The organism is Protofrankia sp. Cj5 (genome assembly GCF_917627405.1).
Taxonomy (GTDB): Bacteria; Actinomycetota; Actinomycetes; order Frankiales; family Frankiaceae; genus Protofrankia.
The window spans coordinates 1-19,670 of sequence record NZ_CAKJTO010000044.1 but is presented as its reverse complement, the minus strand read 5'-3'; the positions used below and the strand labels follow the sequence as shown (position 1 = coordinate 19,670).

Sequence of the window (19,670 nt, the reverse complement as noted above, 5' to 3'; positions counted from 1 at the left end):
TTTTTTGGCTACTCTGTGTATTGGAATTTGCACGATGTGTGATTAAATATGCTGCCCACCACAAGGAGGTCGTTGATCGAATGCTTACTTTCGGTCATTTTCTTGAGCTGTTCTTCCGCAACTTCTCGTCCCTGGTGAACCTCGCCGTTCCCGGTGGTTTCTAGCCCACGTCACCTCTTGATTTCCTGAGGCCGCCGGCCGCGCGTGAAGAGTTATGATCGCGCGGCCTTTGGTCTGGCCGCTCCTTCACAGCCGCGGGCGGCCGGCCGTTCACGACAGCGCGAACTTAGAGCGCCCGGCAATAGGGGCGTGGATCAAGGAGCGGGGCTGGGGTGCGTGCATCGCGAGGCGGCGGAGGGAGTCACCGGAGGTGTTGGGTGGCGACCGACGAGCCGGGGTACCCGTGCATCGCGCAGCGATGGATGGGGAGCGATGCGGTGAGGTGCGTGCCCCAGCCCCGCGACGCCGCGTCCCCTATTGTCGGTCGCTCTTAGGCAGATCGAAGTGCTCGCGGATCTCGGCCTGTACGTCGACGGCCTGATGCCGGGCGTCGATGACCGCCACGTACTCCTTACGCTGGAAGATCTCCATCACCGGCCGGGTCTTCTCGTGATATTCGCGAAGGCGGACCCCGAGGGCCTCGGGGTTGTCATCCGAACGGGTCAGCAGCTGGCCGCCGCAGACGTCACAGGTGTCCGCGGCCCGCGGGCGGCTGGCGATGAGGTTGTAGTCCAGCCCGCACCGTGAGCACAGCCGTCTGGCGAGCACTCTGCGGTAGACCTCCTCATCGGGGAGATCCAGGTAGATCACGCCGTCGATGTCGTAGCTTTCCAGGAAGAACTCGGCCTGGCGGGCGTTGCGCGGGAAACCGTCGATGATGAATCCGTAGTTCCAGTCGTGGCTGGCGAGGCGTTCGCGGACGACAGATTCGACCAGATCGTCCCCGACCAGGTGGCCGCTGGCGACGATCCGTTTGACCTGGGCACCCAGTTTGGTGTGACTCTGTACGTTCCAGCGAAATATGTCACCCACACTGATATGGACGAGATCAAGCTCATCAGCGAGCATTTTCGCCTGTGTGCCCTTCCCGCTTCCCTGGACGCCCATGATGACGAACTTGCGCACATCCAACCTCCGGCCATACCTGGTGTCAGCCGTCACGATAGTCGCCGGATGCGTCGGCGCGGGTGTCCTGGATATTGGCAGGCAGCAGGGCGCCAGCGCGAACGCGGAACATCTGTGATCGGGCATGAGCGCGTGATCGGGCGCGGGTTTGTGATCGGGCACGGCGAGCAGAACGGAGGACGAGATGGATCCGGTGACGTTGTCGGTGCTGGCGAGCGCGCTGGCCGGTATCGCCGAGGAGACGGGGACCCTGCTGGTCCGCAGCGCCTACTCGTCCAACATCAAGGAACGCCGGGACTGCTCCGCCGCCCTGTTCGACGCGGCTGGGCGGATGGTCGCCCAGGCCGCCCATGTTCCGGTGCACCTCGGCGCGATGTACGAGTCGGTGCGTGCCGTGTCCGAGCGCGGTGCCGCGCCCGGTGACGTGTGGGTGCTCAACGACCCGTTCACCGGGGGGAACCATCTGCCCGACATCACCCTCGTCTCGCCGCTGGCGGCGGAGGGCGAGATCATCGCCTATGCCGCGACCCGCGCGCACCATTCGGACGTGGGCGGGATGCGGCCCGGGTCGATGCCGGCCGACTCGCGGGAGATCTACGCGGAGGGCCTCATCATCCCACCGGTGCGGCTTGTCGCCGACGGCGTGTGGCAGGCCGACATCCTTGAGTTGATCTGTGCGAACTCCCGGACCCCCGAGCTGCGGCGGGGCGACCTGCGCGCGCAGGCCGCCGCGAACCGGCTCGCCGGCATCCGCCTGGCCGGGCTGGTCGAACGCCGCGGCCTGCCCGTGGTGCTGGCGGCGTTCACCGAGGTGCTGGCCTATGGCGAACGGCGGAGCCGAGCAGTGATCGCGGGTCTGCCGGCCGGCCGGTACACCGCTGCCGGCGAGGTCGAGGGTGACGGCGCGGGGGACGACGACATCCCGATCCGGGTGACCGTGACGATCGAGGGGGACGCGCTGACCGTCGACTTCGCGGGAACGGCGGCGGCGGTACCCGGCAACGTGAACTGCCCACGCGCGGTCACCCGGTCGGCCTGCTGTTTCGCGTTGCGGGTGCTGCTACCCGACGACGTCCCGGCCAACGACGGCACCTACGCGCCGCTCACGGTGCTGACCGAGCCCGGGTCGCTGGTGGACGCGCGCCGGCCCTCGGCGGTGGTCGCCGGCAACGTCGAGACCTCCCAGCGGATCGCGGACACGGTGCTCACGGCTCTCGCCCAGGCCGTCGCCGCCCAGCCGGCAACGGCGGGCTCGCGGGCGAGCCTGCCCGCGCAGGGCCAGGGCACGATGAACAATGTGGTCATCGGTGGGCGTGGGTGGACGTACTACGAGACGTTGGGCGGCGGCCAGGGCGCGTCCTCGCGCGGACCGGGGCCGTCCGGTGTGCACGTCGGGATGACCAACACCCTGAACACTCCGATCGAGGCGCTGGAGCTGGAGTACCCGATGCGGGTCGAACGCTACGAGCTGGACCCGGCCACCTCCGGGCCGGGGCTGCACCCCGGTGGCGCCGGGCTGGTGCGGTCGATCCGGGTGCTGGAACCGGCGACCTTGTCGCTGCTCACCGATCGCCGCCGGCATGCGCCACCGGGCGCCGCTGGCGGTGGGCCGGGCGGGATGGGCCGTAACGAAGTGGACGGTGCCGCGCTGGCGCCCAAGACGAGCCTTGAGCTGACTGCCGGCGCGGTCGTCACGATCCGTACCCCCGGCGGTGGTGGGTGGGGGAACCGGGAGGCGTCGCCCCCACCCGGCGCGACCGCGCCGCGGTGACCCTCCGCCCGGCATGCGGTTATGGTTTCGCCATGTCAGTAACGAAGGCGGTGATTCCGGCTGCGGGGCTGGGCACCCGGTTCCTGCCCGCGACCAAGTCCCTTCCCAAGGAGATGCTGCCGGTCGTCGACCGGCCGGCCATCGAGTACGTGGTGGAGGAGGCGTCGCGTGCTGGTCTGCGAGACGTCCTGCTTGTTACGAGCCGCACCAAAAAGGCGATAGAGGACCATTTCGACCGGGAGGCCGAGCTGGAGGCCGCCCTGGAACGCAAGGGCGACACAGCCCGCCTGGACAGGGTCCGCGCGTCCGCCGGATTCGCCGAGGTGCACTCCGTCCGGCAGCAGGCGCCGCGCGGGCTCGGGCACGCGGTGCTGTGCGCGGCCGCGCACGTCGGTCACGAGCCGTTCGCCGTGTTGCTCGGCGACGACCTGATCGACGAGCGTGACCCGCTGCTGGTGGAGATGCTCGCGGTCCGGCAGCGTTTCGGGGGAAGCGTCGTAGCCCTGATGGAGGTACCTGAGGATCTTGTCTCCCTGTACGGGGTCGCGACGGTTGACCCGGCGCCCGTCACAGCCCCCGCCGGGGACGCACCGGCCGCCGGTTACCAGACGGTCCGCATCCGGGACCTGGTGGAGAAGCCACCGGCCGCCGAGGCGCCCAGCAATCTTGCGATCATCGGCCGGTACATCCTGTCACCGTCGATCTTTGCCGTGCTGCGGGAGACACCACCCGGCCGCGGGAACGAGATCCAGCTCACCGACGCGCTGCGGACGCTCGCGACGCTCGGTGACGATGCTGGTGAGCCCGTCCACGGGGTGGTCTTCACCGGGCGTCGCTATGACACCGGTGACCGGGTGGACTATCTCAAGGCCGTGATCAGGCTCGCCTGTGAGCGGCCGGACATCGGCGCGGAGCTGTACCCGTGGTTGGAGGAGTACGTCTCCTCCGGGGGGCCCAAGGCTGAGCCTGCTCGGTGATGAAATCGGTGGACGAGCATGTCGCCGGCATCCTCGACGCGATCGTCCCGCTGCCACCGCGGCCATTGCCGCTGCGGTCCGCCCACGGCTGCGTGCTCGCGGCGGGCCTGCACGCGGCTTCCGCCCTGCCCGGGTTCGACAACTCGGCCATGGACGGATACGCCATATACGCCGCGGACGTCGTCGGCGCCAGCCCCGATCGGCCGGTCACCCTGCCGGTCACCGGGGATATCCCGGCGGCGGCGGGCACACCGTCGCCGGTGGCGCGGGGCACCGCGGCGCGGATCATGACAGGCGCGCCGCTGCCGCCCGGCGCCGACACCGTCGTCCAGCTTGAGTGGACCGACGGCCGGATGGACCGGGTGACCGTGACGCGTGCGCCTGTACCCGGTCAGCACATCCGCCGCGCTGGCGAGGACGTGGCCGCGGGCGATCTGGTCCTGCCCGCCGGGCGGCTGCTCGGCGCGGCCCAGCTCGGCCTGCTGGCCGCGCTCAACGTGGCGACGCCGGTTGTGCATCCCCGTCCCCGAGCCGCGGTGCTGTCGACCGGCAGCGAGCTGGTCGAGGTGGGGGAGCCCCTCGGCCCGGGGCAGATCGTCGACTCGAACAGCCACGCGGTGGCGGCGGCGGCGCGCGAGGCGGGCGCGGACGTACGGCGGCTTGCCGGTGTCCCGGACTCCCCGGCCGCGTTCGCCGCGGTTTTCGCCGACATCCTGGCCGGGGCCGACGTGGTGATCACTACTGGCGGGGTGAGCGTGGGCGCCTTCGACGTGGTGAAACAGGTTCTCGCTGGGCCGGGGAAGGTCCGTTTCGAGTCGGTGGCCATGCGGCCCGGGATGCCGCAAGGGTTCGGCGTGATCGACGGGGTGCCGGTGTTCACGTTGCCGGGCAACCCGGTCAGCGCGCTGGTGTCGTTCGAGCTGTTCGTCCGGCCCGCCTTGCTGCGGCTGCGCGGGCTTGCGTCTGTGCGGCGCCCGACGCTGGTGGTCACCACCGCCCACGAGCTGCGCTCGCCCCGCGGCAGACGTTCCTATCTGCGGGCCCGGTTGGCCGCGTCTGATGCCGGACGGCCGCCGGTCGCCCACGTGCTGGGCCTTCAGGGCGCGCATCAGCTGTCGGCCCTGGCGGTCGCGGACGCGTTGCTGATCGTCCCTGAGGACAGCGCCGACGTGCCCGCGGGGACGGAGCTGACAGCGCTGTATCTCGGCGGTGACCTGCCGGAGTTCGGCGGCCCGCAGTTCGGCGGCCCGGAGCGTGGTGATCCGGAACGTGGTGATCCGGAGCGCGGTGGCGACCCGGCGGTCGTGGACCCGGTCCGGACGCGGGCGCGGGCGTGAGCGAGCCGGGGCTGACCCATGTGGATGCCGCCGGTGCCGCACGCATGGTCGACGTCTCGGCCAAGGAGGTGACAGCGCGGACGGCTGTCGCCCAGGGGTGTCTGCGGGTCGCGCCGGCCGTCGTCGGCCTGCTTCGTGGCGCCGGTGTGCCCAAGGGGGACGCGCTCGCTGTCGCCCGGCTGGCCGGCATCATGGGTGCCAAGCGCACACCTGAGCTCATCCCGCTGTGTCATCCGATCGCGCTGTCAGGGGTCCAGGTTGAGCTGACCGTTTGTGATCATGGTGTCGAGATCACCGCAACCACCCGGACAACGGACCGCACCGGCGTGGAGATGGAGGCGTTGACCGCGGTCGCGGTGGCTGGGCTCGCTCTGCACGACATGATCAAGGCGGTTGATCCGGCCGCGACGCTCACCGGTATCCGGCTGCTGGCCAAGACCGGCGGGCGTTCTGGTGACTGGCACCGTTCCCCGGATGCGGATGCGGATACGGATACGAATGCCGATGCGGATGGGCCGGACGGGCCGGGCGGCGTCATCCGATGAGCCACGCGTCGGGGGTGCCGACGGGCAGCCGTGCCCGGGTGATTACCATTTCGGATCGGGTCTACGCGGGCAGTTACGTGGACCGTTCCGGTCCGTCGGCCGCCAGAGCGCTTCGCCTGATCGGTTTTTCCGTTGACGACGTGGTCGTCGTCCCCGACGACCGGTCGGCGATCGTGACCGCGCTGGAGGCGGCCGTCGCGGCGGATATCCACCTGATTGTCACCACCGGTGGTACCGGCCTCGCGCCCAGGGACGTCACACCGGAGGCGACCCGGCAGGTGATCGACCGAGAAGTACCCGGGCTCGCCGCCGCACTGCGCGACGCCGGGCGGGCGAAGATCCCGACCGCGGTTCTTTCCCGCGGCATCGTCGGTGTCCGGGGCGACACGCTGGTGGTGAACCTGCCGGGCTCGGCGGGCGGTGTCGCGGACGGCGTGGACGTGCTGGCTGGGGTCGTCGGGCATGCCATAGCCCAGATACGCGGCGGCGGTGATCATTTTTACGCCGATCCGGGCGCCGCGGACCGGGGGCCGGGAGGGCCGGGATGAGGGCACCCGGGTGGCCGGCAAGTCTGGCCGACGGAGCGGTGGGGGTACGTCCGCTGCGGTTGCGTGAGGCTGTTACCTGGGTCGATATCCGGGTGCGTAACGGTGACTGGCTCGCGCCGTGGGAGGCGACTCCGGCGATGATGCCTGTCACGGCGGACGCGTGGGCGCAGCGCCAGACCATAGGGGTCTACAACCGGATGGTGCGGCGGCTGCGTCAACAGGCGCGTCTCGGCACGGCGCTGCCGTTCGCGATGACGTTTCAGGGGCGGCTGGTGGGGCAGGTCACCGTCTCCACGATTGTTCGTGGTGCGCTGAACAGCGGGCATGTCGGCTACTGGGTTGACCGCGGGTATGCCGGGCGCGGTATCACGCCGACCGCGGTGGCACTGGTGGTGGACCACTGTTTCACCGCGGCGGCACTGCACCGGGTGGAGGCGCACGTCCGTCCCGAGAACACGGCCAGCCGCCGGGTGGTGGAAAAGCTGGGCTTCCGAGAGGAGGGGTTCCACCGGCGCTATCTGGCGATCGGGGGAGCTTACCGGGACCACATCAGCTATGCCGTCACTGTGGAGGACGCCCCAGAGGGGTTACTGAATCGCTGGCGTGGCATCCGCGCTTCACAGAGCTGAGAGTAACCAGTCGGATATCGTTTCTTGGCTTCAGGTAGTCACACGATTGCTGTTGCGTGCTGTTGCGTGTGATGGTGACCATCTGGAGGATGTGGTTGTCACGGTTTGTCAGTCCAATAAGATCCTTTTGTGCTGCGGGGGCGAGTCGTCATAAGAGCGCCCGGCAATAGGGGATTGGATCAAGGAGCGGGGCTGGGGTGCGTGCGGCGCGAGGCGACGGAGGGAGCCACCGGAGGTGTTGGGTGGCGACTGACGAGCCGGGGTACCCGTGCATCGCGCAGTGATGGACGGGGAGCGATGCGGCGAGGTGCGTGCCCTGGCCCCGCGACGCCGCGTCCCCTATTGCCGGTCGCTCTAAAGGTGACTGACCTTACTGCTGTCTTACGGTGACTGCGATGTTGCCGGATGTAAACGTGGTACGCATCGCGATAGTGCGACACGCGGGCTTCAGGTCGGTGACCAGACGGTATTCCCTCACTAACGTTCCTTAACACCGCTGGCTGCGTGAGACTTTTCATGATCGCGCCGCTTGGGCCTCACCGCATTTCGGCATGGCTGGCTTGCGAGGTCCGAGCCGGCCGGCGTCATCATCGATATCCGAGTCGGCAGGAAGGCCACCGTCCATGGTCAGCTGGCCTGCGCGGCAGTCTGCGCCGTCCGAGCCGCGTGCGGGCTGTTGCGGGTTCGCGGCATGGCGCCGCCTTCCACATCCGCGGCCATGAGCGCGCTCATCTGGCTCGCGATCGTCGCGGTCTGGGGTTTCGTGCTAATCCCCATGTGGTTGAGGCACCATGACAACACGCTGGAACAGCGCTCAGCTGAACGTTTCACGATGGCCATGCGAGTCCTCGCGCTGCGGAGGGCGCCGTGGTCGGGCAGGGGGTCCGCGATGCGGCCAGGCACTTCCCGGCAGGGTGCCGACCCGGCTTCCCGACCTGCGCGTCCCGTTTTCCCGGCGGAGAGCCATCCTCCTGGCGCCAGCGCATCCGGTCACGCTATGGCTGGTCACGCTATGCCTGGTCACGCTATGCCTGGTCATGGTCTGCCTGGTCGCGCTCTGGCTGGAAAGGGCGCTGGAACCGGACGGTACGCAATGCCCGCGCCGCGGCGGAAGGCCGACGCGCAGCGGATGGCGCTGGTTCGGCTTCGCCGCCGGCGATTGTTGATCATGTTTGTCGCGGTACTGGTGACCGCGTTGCTCACCGGGTTGTTGCGTGGTCTATGGATCTTTCTCCAACTCCTGGCAGACGTCGCGTTCGTCGGCTACGTAGTCCACCTGCGCCGGGCCGCCCGAGCGGACCAACGCCTGCGAGCCTCCCGTCTGGCGCTGGACCGCCGGATCGCGGCGGAGCGGGCTGCCCGCTACGGCCGTCAGACCGCTCGCCCCAGCGCCACCGGCAGCGCGGCGGGCAGCGCGGCCGGGCCATGGGCGGCCGGCAGCGAACCGTTCCGGCTCTCCGACCCCGTCGCGGTCCATCGCGACGCCGACATCAATGATGATCTGATGAGTGCCGCCGCGGAGACGGTCGACCTCACCCAGATCGCGGCGGCTGCCGCGGCACGCGCCGGGGCAGCCGGTGTCAGCCGGCAATCGCGTGTCGTCGAAGGCGCGGTCGTCGGCAACCAGGGCGCCGACGGCGTTGGTGAGGATGTTCGTCCGGTCGACGGGCTCGTCGGCAGCGCGACGGCCACCGAGGAGAGCGTCGGGGGAGACATCGAGGGGGCCGCGCGGACCGTGGCTGGTGCCGCTGGCGACTCCGCGGACGCCGCTTACCTCGGTTACTCCCACGCCGCGACCGTCGACGCCGGATTCGAGGCCGACGGGAACGAGGATGCGGGCTGGGCCGATGCCGAGCGGGGTTCCAGCCAGGAGGCCGGGTCCGCCGGCGGCGGGCGTTCGGCGGGCCGGGCGGCGGGGGCCCGTCCGAACTCCTCCAAGCCGGGGCGGGTGCAGGTCAACCCGCCGGGGGCGCACGGTGGGCTGACCGCGGGGCCGGCGTCGGCGGCCGACCCGCGGCAGCCCGAGGCGGGAACCGAGGATCCGGACGGACTCGACGAGCTGTGGCGACGGCACGCGGTCGGCAGCTGACGGCTCGGCTGCCGGGCGCCCGCCCGATCGACGCTTGAAAAAGCGTGCTCCAGTCGTACGGCGGATGGATGTGTGCCAAAATCCACATCGTGATGGGCCACTGATGATGTCGGTGATCGCTGTTTTTGGTGGCGTCCAGATCGACAACCGAGATACCGAACCGCCTCGCTTCCGCGAACGTGATCTGCCCGACGTCGAACGGCGGACCAAGGCCGCCCTCGCGAAGCTGCGCCCACGGCTGTTGATCGGCGCGGCTGCCTCCGGAGCTGACCTGGTGGTGTTGGCCGCCGCGCGGTCGGCAGGGCTTGGCGTGCGGGTGGTGCTGCCGTTCGATGTCGACACGTTCCGGCGGACGTCGGTCCACGGCCGTGGAGCTTTCTGGTGCGCCCGGTACGACCAGCTGATCGGCTCGTTGAAGCCGTGTGAGCTGGAGATCCTCGGTGAGGTCGAGGACGACGCGGTGTACCACCGCACGAACACCCGCCTGCTCGCGCGTGCCGTACAGCTGCGGCGGACACCCGCTGAGGGCATCGTCGCGCTGGTATTGCGTCCGGTCGTTTCGCACCGCGCGTCGGTGACCGACGATCTGGTGGACAAGGCCAGGAACGCGGGCCTGCCCATTATCGAAGTGTCTACTTTCGGCTGACCGGAACAGCCCGCCGGCGGCCCCGCTCGGGCACCCTGGCGCTTGGTCCCCGGGACCTCCGGCGGCCCTGTGGCGGGCGATGGCCGGAGTTGTGTGTGGCCTGTTGGCCGTATCGACAGCGGCACGTACAGCCTGTGCATAATGGGTACGTGACCATCCGCGCGCCGCGCATCCCCGGGCTGTTTGCCGGGGCTGTGACGCGCGTCCGCGCGGGGGCCTGTTGTCGGTGCCCTCGCGTGCGCTGACGTCCGCATTGCCGTCCCGGCGTCCCTGACCTGTTCATCCGGTCGCGCGCGAGGGGTCATCGTCGGAGAAGCCCGGTTGCTTCCGGCTGGCTTGTGTAGATCAAACGACATGTGGGCGATGCGTCCCCAGATGCTCGCCTGAGGCTCACTCGGGCATATGGTCCGCGGTCGCCGTGGGGCCATCCCGGCTGGCGTCGTTTATTTTTTCCTTTTTGTCCTTTAATTCGACATCTGTTTGTTATTTGTTTGCCATTCGGATGGCATCCGCCAGTCATTGCCGATGTGAACGCAAAGGGGCGTCACAATGAGTTATGACCTTAGCGGTCAGTGCGCCGGGATCTCCGACGATCTGGCTGGCTGGGAGTGGACGTTCGAGGAGTGGACGTTCGAGGAGTGGACCGCGCACTTGCGGGCCGCTGGCTTTCGGCTCTGCCCAGCCAGCTGCGGGGTGCCGGTGGAACTGCGCGGGCTGCGTCCGGACGGGTTCGGCTTCCATCTGCGGTGTCGCGGCGTGCGGATGACGCTGTCCGTGTTTCGTCCCGGTCGCGCGATGTGGCAGTTCCCGTACTGGGACCCGACATGGACCCCGGAGGAGGGGCTGTCACTCTGGGTAAATTATCCAGCTGATTATTCCTCCTGGGGGGGACGGGCGTTTGAGAACCGGATCCGTTCCGTATCGGATGGTGACGGCGACGGTGACGTCATCGACAGCGGTCCGGCACGCCCCGGCGTTGTCCCCGGCGGCGAGGCCGTTTTCGACCGCGCTCGTCTGTTCTTCGAGCACGAGGATGTTCCCGATCACCAGGTCGTCTTCGACGGCGGTCGGGAACGTGGCTGGCGTGGTCACGAGGCGGGTCTGCTGCGGCCGGGGGAGGCCGCGAAGCTGTTCGCCCGGCTGATGGCCGAGGCGGACGCGGCTGCCGGTGTCAATGCCGGTGTCGGCCTGGCTGTTGCGCGGCTGCCCCGCGCGAGGGTGGGTGAGCCGAGGCTGATCCCGGCCCGATGCGACTGATGCGCTGCTGCTCCCGCGCCGATATTTCTCAGCGCCGCACCAGACCTTGATCTCGTGGAGATCGCGTGGAGTGTGGCTGGGCCTGCTCGTCACGCCCATCCAGGTCTGCGGTAAGCTGCAGAAGCTCCAGGGGGTGTAGCTCAGCCCGGTAGAGCGCCTCCCTCGCACGGAGGAGGCCAGGGGTTCGAGTCCCCTCACCTCCACCACTTGGAGTGACAATGCCCTGACCTGGGCAAATAGATAGACTCTATGAGATTAGATCGTTGATCGAGTGGAGGATGCCCAGGTCAGGGCTCTGATCGTTTGGTTCGATTCCCCGAACGTACCGGCGGACCTTGGTTGCGGAACGTAGTTTCGGGGATTGGTCGGCAGCGGCATCGCAGACCTCCGCGTCGCCGGAGCGTCTGCTGCACGATGCGCCATAAAGATCTCTGTGATAGCCCGGTGAGCCGCCGTGTCACGCGGCCATTGTGTGTGGCAGCGTCGCTGGCGTTCGGGCAGCTCCCAGCTACGTGCCTGATCACGTCGGCAGATAGCGCCGATAACGCCGACGATCGCCTCGCCGGGGGGCATCGGGCAGGGTGGTCCGCTGGGTGCGGCAGCCGCTCTGCCCGCCCGGGTACGAAAGAGTGTCGACGATCAGATGCTGGCCACTCGTCGCTGACGCTTTCGCCCGCGACGGCCCGAGGGCATGTGTGCACAGGTCAGAGGTCAGAGGGCGGCTGGTCGGTTTTCCGCGGTGGCGGGTGTGGTGGGCCAGGCGGCGGTGTCGTCGCGGGTGATCGGTTGGCTGGTGACTTCGAAGCGGTGTCCGTCGAGGTAGGTGATCGTGGCTTCGACGGGGCGTCTGCTGGTGCCGCTGATCGAGATGCGGGTGAGGACGAGCAGCGGGGTGCCGCGGGAGACGCCGAGGTCGCGGGCTTGGTCGGGGGTGGCTGCGGCGGCGCCGACGCGGGGGTGCCAGGTGAGGGGGCCGTGGCCAAGGTCGTATTCGAGCCGGTCGTAGATGCCTCCGGGGCCGGTGGAGGCGGCTTCGAGGACGGTGCCGCGGGCCAGGTCAGCGGGCAGGTAGGAGTCGGCGATCTGGACGGGGTGGCCGTCAGGGCCGACGATCCGGTGGCGCTCCAGCACGTCACTGCCGATGGGGACGTCGAGGAGGCGGGCGATGTGTGGGGGAGCCGGCAGCCAGCGGCGAGTGGGTGGCGCGGTGGGTCGCCAGTGGCCGGCGGCGGCGTTGAAGATGTAGCCGAGTTCGTTGCGGCGGACCTGGCTGCCGACGTCGACGGGTTGCGGCGGCGCTGTGGGGTCGAGGACGAGGGCGCCGGATCGGTCGACGATGCGGATGCGGCCTTCGAGAGCCAGCAGGCCGAGCGCTTCGGTCAGGACACCGCGGCCCACGGAGAACTCCGCGGTCAGCTGGCTGTGGCCGGGCAGGCGGCTCCCCACCGGGTAGGGGGTGGGGTCAGCATCGAGGCGCCGGCGTAGCTCGGCGGCGATCTCCTCGTATCGGGTCATAACGGCACTCCTCGTCACTCAAACTGTACCGGTACTGTTTTCGATCTTTCGATCGGATCACTCTTCCTGTACCGGTACAGCAGACGTTACCAGCGTGTAACGCCACGACGGGCGAGGTGTTCGATGCCAGCTGATCACTACCAGGAGTCGACGTACGGCGATGCGATTGCCGACACCTACGACGACCTTTACGGCACGTTCCTCGCCGACCCTGTGCAGATCAAGGTGCTCGCCGACCTCGCCGGGGACGGCCCGGCGGTCGAGATCGGCTCGGGCACCGGCCGGGTCGCGCTCCCCCTGGCACGCGTGGGGGTGCCGGTCGTCGGGATCGATGCCTCCGGGGAGATGACCCGCCAACTGCACCGCTCGGCCGTGGCGGAGGGGCTTGCGGTCACCGCGGTCGAGGCCGACGCGGCGGCCTTCACCGTCGCCGACCCGGTCCCGCTGGTCTACGCCGTGTTCAACACGTTCTTCCTCCTCGCCGACCCTTGCCAGTTTCCTGGAGATTGCAGGGCCTCTCGTCGAGACTCACGTGAGAGCGGAGATGCCAGGCTTCGGCGTTACCTGCGGCATTCACCAAATTGACATTGGCAGAGTCTCCGTGACGACACCGCTTGTGCGCTTGGCAAATCTCGCCGAGCTAAGGGCGATGGCAGACGACTCCTTGGAAAAGATCGCTCGTTACGAGTGCATCGACGGTGAGAGCATCTATATGCAACTCATGGTCGACTGATCGGAACGGCAAGCAGCCATTGATCTAGCCGATAGGCGGCCTCGGCCGTACCGTATAATCTCGTTTCGTCGACTTGTTACTCCGAGTAGGGTGCCAGTCGACTGGCACCCGCGACGACGAGGCTGTCGACGACGCGCTGCCAGTCATGCAACAATCCTGCATCTGCCGCGGCGGGCCGGATTTCGATTAGCCATGATGTGATCAGGAAGCTACGGTTCGTGATGCCATCTGGATTAGGAAGGACGAGATCCTCGATCCATGGCATGCCAAGGCGTGCTTGCTCCGCAGTTTCCATCGACGACAGGAAGCTGAGGATCTGATCGACGCAGGTCGGGTTTCCGCGGGCGTGCGGCAGCCATTGTTTGACGACGGGCAGCAAGGTCGCGGGCTCCCACCATACTATTGGCTTGGTTTCGACCTCCCGGTAGAGGTAGGCGACTTCGCCTGCGGGATTCGGAATCAGTGCCGGCAACGCGTCGCGCGTGTACCGCCCTCCTTCAAAAGGAGTGTGACCCGATACTTTCAGCCTAATGACATAGTTGACCACGGTCGGCCACATTCTCCGCGCGGTCGCTGCACGCACCGGTGATTCCTCGGCAGCGGCTGAAAGAGCCCTCAGGAAACTGTCCAGTCGCACAGGGCTGTCTTGATAGGCAAGAATGTGCTCAAATATTGGCGTGTCGTCGCCTTCGGTGGCGATGGCGAGAAGCGCGCGCGCCGCGACCAAGGCATGGGTTCCGCGATGGTCCATGTCTTGGTCGTACGCGAGCAGCGCGCGGCGGTGCGTGGACAGGAACGCGTCGAAAAGTTCGCGGGCGACCTTTGATATGCAGATATTTGCCAGCACTGCCGGCGCGAGAGCTCGGATGGCAGGGTCGAGGCGCGAGACGTAGATGGCGTCACCAGCGGTGGCCGCGAGCGAGGCTACGACGGGGTCGCCAAGATAGACCAATGGCCGCTGGCCGGTATTCACATCCCAATCACCGAACGCACATTCTCGCATGGTTTCGGTCGATAGCTGCAAAGCTGCCTCGTGATGGCAGGGTCTGTCCTGGGGGCAGGGGATCCCCCACACGTGGTCGAGGCCTCGGGCCAGGTGTAGACGTACCTCGTGGGCGACTGCGCGCGCGAGGTTTCTGGCTGCGGCCATGGAGCGTTGGTACGTCTGCGAACTGTCACTGCCGTCGATGAGGGCTCGAAGTGCTGCGGCATTTGGCGTCAGTAGTAGGGGGAGCACTCGCGCCGCGCTGCGGTCGGCTGCCTGTTCGAAATAAGTCTCCTCGTATTCGAACCGGAGGGGTGACGCTTCGCCCTCCCCGACGCGAAGTATGATGCCAACGGCGAAGCGCAGAGCATGCTCGGGCACAGCGACGTTGTGGAGCAAGTGAGCTTCAAGTGCCACTGCGGCTACGGCTGTGGGTGTGTCCCAGCGGTCCCGCGGGCTAAGCGTGGACAGGGCCTCGTGAATGTCCTGAGCGACGGCAAGATCGGCAGTGAGGTCCTCGGCACTGATTGCTTGGGCCGTGTCTCGCTTCAGGTTGACGTGGTACCGGAGCATGAGCCGCGCTGCCTCCTGGGCACGGCCCACGTCCACGTTGACTTCCTGCAATGCCTGGACGATCTCTTTGGGAGGGTTGCTCTGGATGAGCAGGCCACCTTCGACTATCTGTGCTTCGTAGGTGTTGCGGTCGAGGCCGCTCGCCCAGGCTCGCACCGTAACGAGCTGCTCTTCGATGTCTGTAGCGTCGGCCTCGCCCGACGACTCTCTAACCAGGCTTTCCATCGTAGCGACCAGTTGTTGACCGACAAGGCGCAGCTCATCCGCACGCTGGTCATCGGCGCGCAGCACCAGGAACATGGCTGTCTCGCGAAGTGACCATTGGCGACGTTCACGGCCGGTGGGGTGATCGGGGGCCGCTGCCAGCCGCCTGGTCTCGTGGACGACGCGCGAGAACTCCTCATGCCAGATCATCGGCTCCGCGAGGTATGGATCGAGCAGTCGATCGGCGTGTTCGAGGTGGCGCACGAGCAGCCCGACGACGAGCCCAACCATCGCAAGGTTCTCGCACCCTACGAGCAGCATATCCACGATGTTGGGCAGAGGGATTCCGATGTCGATCAGCTGGTCGCATACGCGTTCCAGAGCTTGCAACGCGCTCATGCATGGATATGGTCCGACGCCGCTTCCGCGGTACCACAGCCATACATGTCCGTCGCCGATGTAGGTGCGGCGCGTCCCGGTGATGTCGAGTTCATTGTCGTACGCGGCGAGGCTGTGTCCGTTGACGGGGGCGCGGTAGGAGTCATGACCGGCGAGGACACGTGCGCGGGTGAGCGCAGCATGGTTGAGCATTCGGTTGAGTACGGCGACGCCGTTGTGGAAGTCGGACTGGAACAAGGCCATGAACGGGCCCCGGTACCAGGCTGCGAGGGGTCTTACACCGAACCCGCGGGAGTGGTGGTCTCTGATGCCGTCCTCGTGGACGCCGGTCCCGTCCTCGTCGAGGTAGTAGGCCTCAGTCACCTCTGCCAGGAAACCCCGCCGGTACATCGCTAGCGCTCGGCCGGTAAACGGCTCCTCGACCGCCGGACGCAGCCAAGCGGGCGCGTCGTTCGCAACGCGGCGAAGCACAGACTCGCCGTCTTCACTCAGATCGGGGCCGAGGAGCGCCAAGAACTCCACGGTGGTTTCATCCGTAATCTCGCGAGGCACGTCGGGGCGCCTAGGGCGGCGGCTGCGAGGGTAGCCGATCCCGGAGCGGAGCCGGCTGCGCAGGGCTGTGGTCCTGCGTTCTTCCTGGATCTCCTCAGGGGAGCGGGTGGCCCGTGCCGCGGCAGCGGTCGCTCGCTCTTCTTCCGACCGACGATCGGCCGCGGCGCAGGTAGCGATCAGCCTGTCATGCAGCCTCACCCGCAGCGGGTACCCCGTGGCTGTGTCGTCGCGGACGAGGGCCCGGAGCCAGTCGCGCAGGAGGTCTAGCACGTGGTCGCCAGCTTGCCACGGTGTCTCGTCGTCGAGCAGGAGGCGCACGAGCGGCTCGACGGCAACAATTCGGACCAGGCCGGTCTCGCCGCGAAGCCGCTGGTCCACGAGGCGACATAGCCGTTTGAGTCCGGCACCTCGATCGGCGTTCAGGTCAGCCCATGCCTCGCGCAAGATGGATACAGGGTCACCTATCGTGAGGAGAGCTTCACCTGGAACGTCAGCCCAGCGTTCACCGTGGCCGGCCTCGACGAGGTCGTCAAATGCCTGTTGTAGACGGCCGAGTCTGCCGTGCAGCGGGTTCGAAGGCGTGTCAGGCGCAGCGAGCCTCGCTTGGCAAACCAGGCGTGCCGCGCCGAGTGCCCAGCGGGGTACGCCGGCAGCGACCAGTTTGGACGTGGGGTTGTTTGACGCGAGGAGGAGGCGGGCGACCGCGTAGCGGCGCACCTCGTCGTGGGTGAACTCTGGGCCGATCTTGAAAGGGTCGTCGGGTGAGGTCCGCAACAGCCCGTCGTGCCGAAGTCCGTCGAGCGCAGCGGGATCGATCGATCCGACGACATTGAGGGCGTCACCGCCACAGAGCGCGAGGTCGGCCAGACGCAGGAGCGCGAACTGCCGGGCGTCTGGCGTGCCGCGGTCGGCCTGCTCATGGCGACGGACCAGCCCCACCCACACCTGTTGCATGGCGTCGGCTGGAGGGTCCCCGCTTTCGTGGACAGTGCTCGAACGTCACCGTCCGCCGATCTTCGAAGTCTCATGCGACCAGGAAGCGCAACAGGATCCACTACGCGCTACGGGCCGCCGGTGAACGTGCGAACGCCCTCCTGAAGTACGTCAATGGCCCTGCGCAGCGTCAGTCTCGACCCCTGGAAGATCGGCCTGATTGTGAAAGCCGCCCTCGTGATCATCCACACCGAGCACGGCTGTACCACCTGACGACCACCACACGGAGGCAGCCACGCTTAACGGCGAACTTAACCACCGTAGACCCGTATGATGCTGGCTATGGTCGGTGACAGGGCCTCGCATGTCACGCCGTTGTCGGTGGCGCGGTCGCTGCGCCTGCTCGGCGAGCATGTGTCGACCTGGCGGAAGCTGAACCGGCTGACCGCGGCCCAGGTCGCCGAGCGGGCCGGGATCTCCCGGGACACGCTGCGTGCCATCGAGCAGGGCAAGGGCACCGCGAGTACCGAGAACCTGTTCAGGGTGCTCCGCACCATTGGGATCATGGATGCCGTCGTCAGGGCCACCGACCCGTACGAGACCGACGTCGGCCGGCTACGCATGGACGAGATCCTCCCCAAGCGAGTACGGCACTGATGGCTGGCCGGGATCCTGTCGAGGTCACCGTCGAGATCGACGGGCAGGAGACCGCCGCCGGAACGCTGTGGCTTCACGACCGCGGCGGACAGAGCGCCACGTTCCGATACGCCGACGCCTACCTGACCAACCCGGCCGGATACGACCTCGACCCGGCGCTGGGCAGAGCTGCCGGCATCTTCCACACGCCGCCGGGGTCAGCCATCTTCAACGCGTTCGCCGACAGCGCCCCCGACCGATGGGGCGAGAACCTCATGAGGCGTGCGGAGCGCGAACGCGCCCGCGCCGCCAAGACCACACCTCGTGCCCTCGGCAGGGCCGACTTCCTTCTCGGCGTCCGCGACGACACCCGCCAAGGAGGTGTCAGGTTTCGCCAGCCGGCAAGCGCCACCTACTATTCGACGCGCCGGCACGCGGTCCCACGGCTGATCGACCTGGCCCGGCTCCTGCGAGCAGCCGACCGCGTCCGCACGGAGGGCGACGTCGACCGCGACCTCGCCGACCTCATCGACGCGGGTAGCTCGCTCGGCGGCGCGCGCCCGAAGGCAGCGGTGCGGGACGCGTCCGGGCGGCTCTCGATCGCCAAGTTCCCGCGTTCGGACAGCGACGAATGGGATGTGGCCGGTTGGGAGAAGGTACAACTGAGGCTCGCCCGGAGAGCGGGGCTTACCGTGGCGGAGTCGGAACTGCTCACCGTCGCCGGCCGGCACGTACTGCTCCTGAGCCGCTTCGACCGTATCGGCGCGCGGCGGCTGGGCTTCGCCAGCGCCCTGACAATGCTCGAGGCCTCCGACGGGGACCTCCGTAGCTACCTCGAGATCGCCGAGGTGGTCGAACGCTACTCGCCGAGAGCTGACGCCGACCTGCGTGAGCTCTACCGGCGGATCCTGTTCTCCATCCTGACCGGGAACACCGACGATCACCTGCGCAATCACGCGTTCCTGCGCGAGCGAGACGGCTGGGCGCTCTCTCCTGCCTATGACCTCAACCCCAATCCGGACAACCCGGCCCGGCTGAGCACGGCCGTCGATCTCGACAACACCGACGCAAGCATCGACATCGCGCTGTCGGTAGGCAGCTACTTCCGCCTGTCGCCGCCGAGGGCCCGCGACCTCGTCAGGGAGGTGGAGACTGCCACGGCGGGCTGGCGGCAGGCCGCCGCCGAGCTCGGCATTCCGAAAAGCCAGGCCGACCGGATGGCAGTGGCCTACGAGAGCGAACAGCGACGGATCGCGCGCGCTCTCAGCGTGCCTTGAGGATCCGTGCAGGCGCGTGCGATCGCGTCGGAGACTGCCGCTGATCACCAGTGACACCCGCATCGAACACAGCGGCGCCGTCAGGCAGCCTCGTCGAGGTCATCGCCCAACGCGGGAGCCAGGTGGCGCGGGGCCTTGGGCGCGACCGCCACCCCGGGCGTCCGTGGACCGTCGAGGACCCGGCCAGGGAGGCCGGACTGTCACGCGCGGCCTTCGTCAAGCGGTTCGCCACCATCGTCGGTCAGCCCCCGTCGGCGTACCTGACCTGGTGGCGGATGATGACCGTGGCACGACTGCTGCGCGAGTCCAAGGCCCCACTGAGCACAGTCGCCGAACGCTGTGGCTACGGCTCGGAATTCGCGTTCGCCACACGGAGAGCGATCGAACGCTCTGGCTGAGCCGGCCCGGGACCGGACACCGCCCGTCGCCGCTGCGCCCGCTCCCCGGAAGCTGCGCGACGGCCATCAAATCGGCCCACCTCGCCCGACCACGGCACACCTTAAGCGGGTGATCATGGCAACGGCAAGGAACCCGCCGCCCACAGCGACCGAGACCCGCCCAATCCCGCGCCAGCGGCCCGAGCATGCCAGGCCAAGCCCCGGTTCCAGCAGGACGGCGACGACCCCAGCAGCGGCAGCCCTCGTATCCGAGCCTCGCGCCGGTCAGGGGCGGCGTCCCACGTAGAGGCGGGCAGGTGCGGTCCACGTCCGAGGAACCTCAGCGACGTCGCTGAAGCCTGCCGCCGCGATGGTCGGGACGAGTTCCTCCGAGCGCCACGGATGGCCGCCGCAGCGAATGGTGCGCAGGTCGGTCAGTAAGCTGGACAACCGGTCATCAAGGCCGGTGAACGTACCCGCGAGCAGCCAGCCGCCCGGCCGCAACGCACCGGAAACAGCAGCCAGCGCCGCCGGGACGATATCCGCAGGCAGGAACGGCATC

Annotated in this window: 17 protein-coding genes, 1 tRNA gene and 3 pseudogenes; 16 read left to right on the top strand and 5 right to left on the bottom strand. The window is 68.0% G+C overall.

Annotation, left to right across the window (positions count from 1 at the left end; all coding sequences use genetic code 11):
- Positions 1-38 precede the first annotated feature (38 nt).
- Positions 39-164 (top strand): hypothetical protein, encoded by a 126-nt coding sequence (locus MJ777_RS22730; RefSeq protein WP_255724051.1) that lies wholly within the window; start codon positions 39-41, stop codon positions 162-164.
- Positions 165-474: 310 nt separating this feature from the next.
- Here MJ777_RS22730 and MJ777_RS11685 read toward each other — a convergent pair whose 3' ends face one another.
- Entirely contained in the window at positions 475-1,125 is a 651-nt protein-coding gene (locus tag MJ777_RS11685; RefSeq protein WP_239331960.1) for a nucleoside monophosphate kinase, read from the bottom strand.
- Positions 1,126-1,309: 184 nt separating this feature from the next.
- On the opposite strand from MJ777_RS11685, the gene MJ777_RS11680 reads away from it, so the two are divergent.
- The 6 genes from MJ777_RS11680 to MJ777_RS11655 are packed head-to-tail and all read left to right on the top strand — an operon-like array spanning position 1,310 to position 6,932.
- Positions 1,310-2,896: a hydantoinase B/oxoprolinase family protein gene (locus MJ777_RS11680; protein ID WP_239375992.1), complete on the top strand. Its 1,587-nt coding sequence runs from the start codon at positions 1,310-1,312 to the stop codon at positions 2,894-2,896.
- Between the two features lie 32 nt (positions 2,897-2,928).
- A complete protein-coding gene (locus MJ777_RS11675) occupies positions 2,929-3,873 on the top strand; it encodes a UTP--glucose-1-phosphate uridylyltransferase (protein WP_239308725.1) in 945 nt (314 codons plus the stop codon).
- A complete protein-coding gene (gene glp / locus MJ777_RS11670) occupies positions 3,873-5,210 on the top strand; it encodes a gephyrin-like molybdotransferase Glp (protein ID WP_239375991.1) in 1,338 nt (445 codons plus the stop codon). Before MJ777_RS11675 ends, glp begins: the two co-directional genes overlap by 1 nt.
- Complete coding sequence (gene moaC, locus MJ777_RS11665; RefSeq protein WP_239375989.1) at positions 5,207-5,755, top strand: cyclic pyranopterin monophosphate synthase MoaC; 549 nt, start codon at positions 5,207-5,209, stop codon at positions 5,753-5,755. Before glp ends, moaC begins: the two co-directional genes overlap by 4 nt.
- Complete coding sequence (locus tag MJ777_RS11660; RefSeq protein ID WP_239348088.1) at positions 5,752-6,303, top strand: molybdenum cofactor biosynthesis protein B; 552 nt, start codon at positions 5,752-5,754, stop codon at positions 6,301-6,303. Before moaC ends, MJ777_RS11660 begins: the two co-directional genes overlap by 4 nt.
- Entirely contained in the window at positions 6,300-6,932 is a 633-nt protein-coding gene (locus MJ777_RS11655; RefSeq protein WP_239308693.1) for a GNAT family N-acetyltransferase, read from the top strand. Before MJ777_RS11660 ends, MJ777_RS11655 begins: the two co-directional genes overlap by 4 nt.
- Before the next feature lie 627 nt (positions 6,933-7,559).
- On the opposite strand, the gene MJ777_RS11650 is transcribed toward MJ777_RS11655, so the two are convergent.
- The gene (locus MJ777_RS11650; protein ID WP_239308694.1) at positions 7,560-7,709 is read right to left on the bottom strand and encodes a hypothetical protein; all 150 of its coding nucleotides are present in this window, start codon (positions 7,707-7,709) and stop codon (positions 7,560-7,562) included.
- A 316-nt stretch (positions 7,710-8,025) separates the two neighbouring features.
- Here MJ777_RS11650 and MJ777_RS11645 point away from each other — a divergent pair, with 316 nt between their 5' ends.
- The 4 genes from MJ777_RS11645 to MJ777_RS11630 all read left to right on the top strand — a co-directional run bounded on the left by MJ777_RS11645 (position 8,026) and on the right by MJ777_RS11630 (position 11,130).
- Positions 8,026-9,021 (top strand): hypothetical protein, encoded by a 996-nt coding sequence (locus MJ777_RS11645; protein ID WP_239308695.1) that lies wholly within the window; start codon positions 8,026-8,028, stop codon positions 9,019-9,021.
- A 112-nt stretch (positions 9,022-9,133) separates the two neighbouring features.
- Positions 9,134-9,667, top strand: coding sequence for a hypothetical protein (locus tag MJ777_RS11640; protein ID WP_239348090.1), 534 nt, complete (start codon positions 9,134-9,136; stop codon positions 9,665-9,667).
- A gap of 549 nt (positions 9,668-10,216) precedes the next feature.
- On the top strand, positions 10,217-10,924 hold the full coding sequence (locus tag MJ777_RS11635) for a hypothetical protein (RefSeq protein WP_239375987.1): 708 nt from the start codon (positions 10,217-10,219) through the stop codon (positions 10,922-10,924).
- 129 nt (positions 10,925-11,053) lie between these two features.
- Positions 11,054-11,130, top strand: a tRNA-Ala gene (locus tag MJ777_RS11630).
- A gap of 505 nt (positions 11,131-11,635) precedes the next feature.
- Here MJ777_RS11630 and MJ777_RS11625 read toward each other — a convergent pair.
- Positions 11,636-12,439 carry a GntR family transcriptional regulator gene (locus MJ777_RS11625; RefSeq protein WP_239348092.1) on the bottom strand — a complete coding sequence of 268 codons (804 nt, stop codon included), beginning with the start codon at positions 12,437-12,439 and terminating at the stop codon, positions 11,636-11,638.
- Positions 12,440-12,562: 123 nt separating this feature from the next.
- Here MJ777_RS11625 and MJ777_RS11620 point away from each other — a divergent pair, with 123 nt between their 5' ends.
- A complete protein-coding gene (locus MJ777_RS11620) occupies positions 12,563-13,024 on the top strand; it encodes a class I SAM-dependent methyltransferase (protein WP_239308699.1) in 462 nt (153 codons plus the stop codon).
- A 224-nt stretch (positions 13,025-13,248) separates the two neighbouring features.
- Here the strand turns inward: MJ777_RS11620 and MJ777_RS11615 are convergent, their stop codons facing one another.
- Complete coding sequence (locus tag MJ777_RS11615; protein ID WP_239375985.1) at positions 13,249-16,659, bottom strand: hypothetical protein; 3,411 nt, start codon at positions 16,657-16,659, stop codon at positions 13,249-13,251.
- A 269-nt stretch (positions 16,660-16,928) separates the two neighbouring features.
- Between MJ777_RS11615 and MJ777_RS11610 the strand changes: the two are divergent.
- From MJ777_RS11610 to MJ777_RS11595, 4 genes and pseudogenes are all read left to right on the top strand, one after another.
- A pseudogene (locus MJ777_RS11610) lies at positions 16,929-17,091 on the top strand (IS5/IS1182 family transposase); the annotation flags it as partial.
- A 69-nt stretch (positions 17,092-17,160) separates the two neighbouring features.
- Positions 17,161-17,475, top strand: a complete 315-nt coding sequence (locus MJ777_RS11605) for a helix-turn-helix domain-containing protein (protein WP_239375983.1) — start codon at positions 17,161-17,163, stop codon at positions 17,473-17,475.
- The gene (locus tag MJ777_RS11600; RefSeq protein WP_239375981.1) at positions 17,475-18,731 is read left to right on the top strand and encodes a type II toxin-antitoxin system HipA family toxin; all 1,257 of its coding nucleotides are present in this window, start codon (positions 17,475-17,477) and stop codon (positions 18,729-18,731) included. The genes MJ777_RS11605 and MJ777_RS11600 overlap by 1 nt, the downstream gene beginning before the upstream one ends.
- 146 nt (positions 18,732-18,877) lie before the next feature.
- Positions 18,878-19,129 (top strand): annotated as a pseudogene (locus MJ777_RS11595) (helix-turn-helix transcriptional regulator); the annotation flags it as partial.
- A 264-nt stretch (positions 19,130-19,393) separates the two neighbouring features.
- Here the strand turns inward: MJ777_RS11595 and MJ777_RS11590 are convergent.
- Positions 19,394-19,670: pseudogene (locus MJ777_RS11590) on the bottom strand (hypothetical protein); the annotation flags it as partial.

What these genes read in the sequence shown, in the direction of transcription:
- MJ777_RS11600 (WP_239375981.1), top strand. Translation starts at nt 17,475, where the DNA reads ATGGCTGGCCGGGATCCTGTCGAGGTCACCGTCGAGATCGACGGGCAG.
- MJ777_RS11660 (WP_239348088.1), top strand. Translation starts at nt 5,752, where the DNA reads ATGAGCCACGCGTCGGGGGTGCCGACGGGCAGCCGTGCCCGGGTGATT.
- MJ777_RS11605 (WP_239375983.1), top strand. Translation starts at nt 17,161, where the DNA reads ATGGTCGGTGACAGGGCCTCGCATGTCACGCCGTTGTCGGTGGCGCGG.
- glp (WP_239375991.1), top strand. Translation starts at nt 3,873, where the DNA reads ATGAAATCGGTGGACGAGCATGTCGCCGGCATCCTCGACGCGATCGTC.
- MJ777_RS11635 (WP_239375987.1), top strand. Translation starts at nt 10,217, where the DNA reads ATGAGTTATGACCTTAGCGGTCAGTGCGCCGGGATCTCCGACGATCTG.
- MJ777_RS11620 (WP_239308699.1), top strand. Translation starts at nt 12,563, where the DNA reads ATGCCAGCTGATCACTACCAGGAGTCGACGTACGGCGATGCGATTGCC.
- MJ777_RS11645 (WP_239308695.1), top strand. Translation starts at nt 8,026, where the DNA reads ATGCCCGCGCCGCGGCGGAAGGCCGACGCGCAGCGGATGGCGCTGGTT.
- MJ777_RS11650 (WP_239308694.1), bottom strand. Translation starts at nt 7,709, where the DNA reads ATGGGGATTAGCACGAAACCCCAGACCGCGACGATCGCGAGCCAGATG.
- MJ777_RS11680 (WP_239375992.1), top strand. Translation starts at nt 1,310, where the DNA reads ATGGATCCGGTGACGTTGTCGGTGCTGGCGAGCGCGCTGGCCGGTATC.
- MJ777_RS11625 (WP_239348092.1), bottom strand. Translation starts at nt 12,439, where the DNA reads ATGACCCGATACGAGGAGATCGCCGCCGAGCTACGCCGGCGCCTCGAT.
- MJ777_RS11675 (WP_239308725.1), top strand. Translation starts at nt 2,929, where the DNA reads ATGTCAGTAACGAAGGCGGTGATTCCGGCTGCGGGGCTGGGCACCCGG.
- MJ777_RS11655 (WP_239308693.1), top strand. Translation starts at nt 6,300, where the DNA reads ATGAGGGCACCCGGGTGGCCGGCAAGTCTGGCCGACGGAGCGGTGGGG.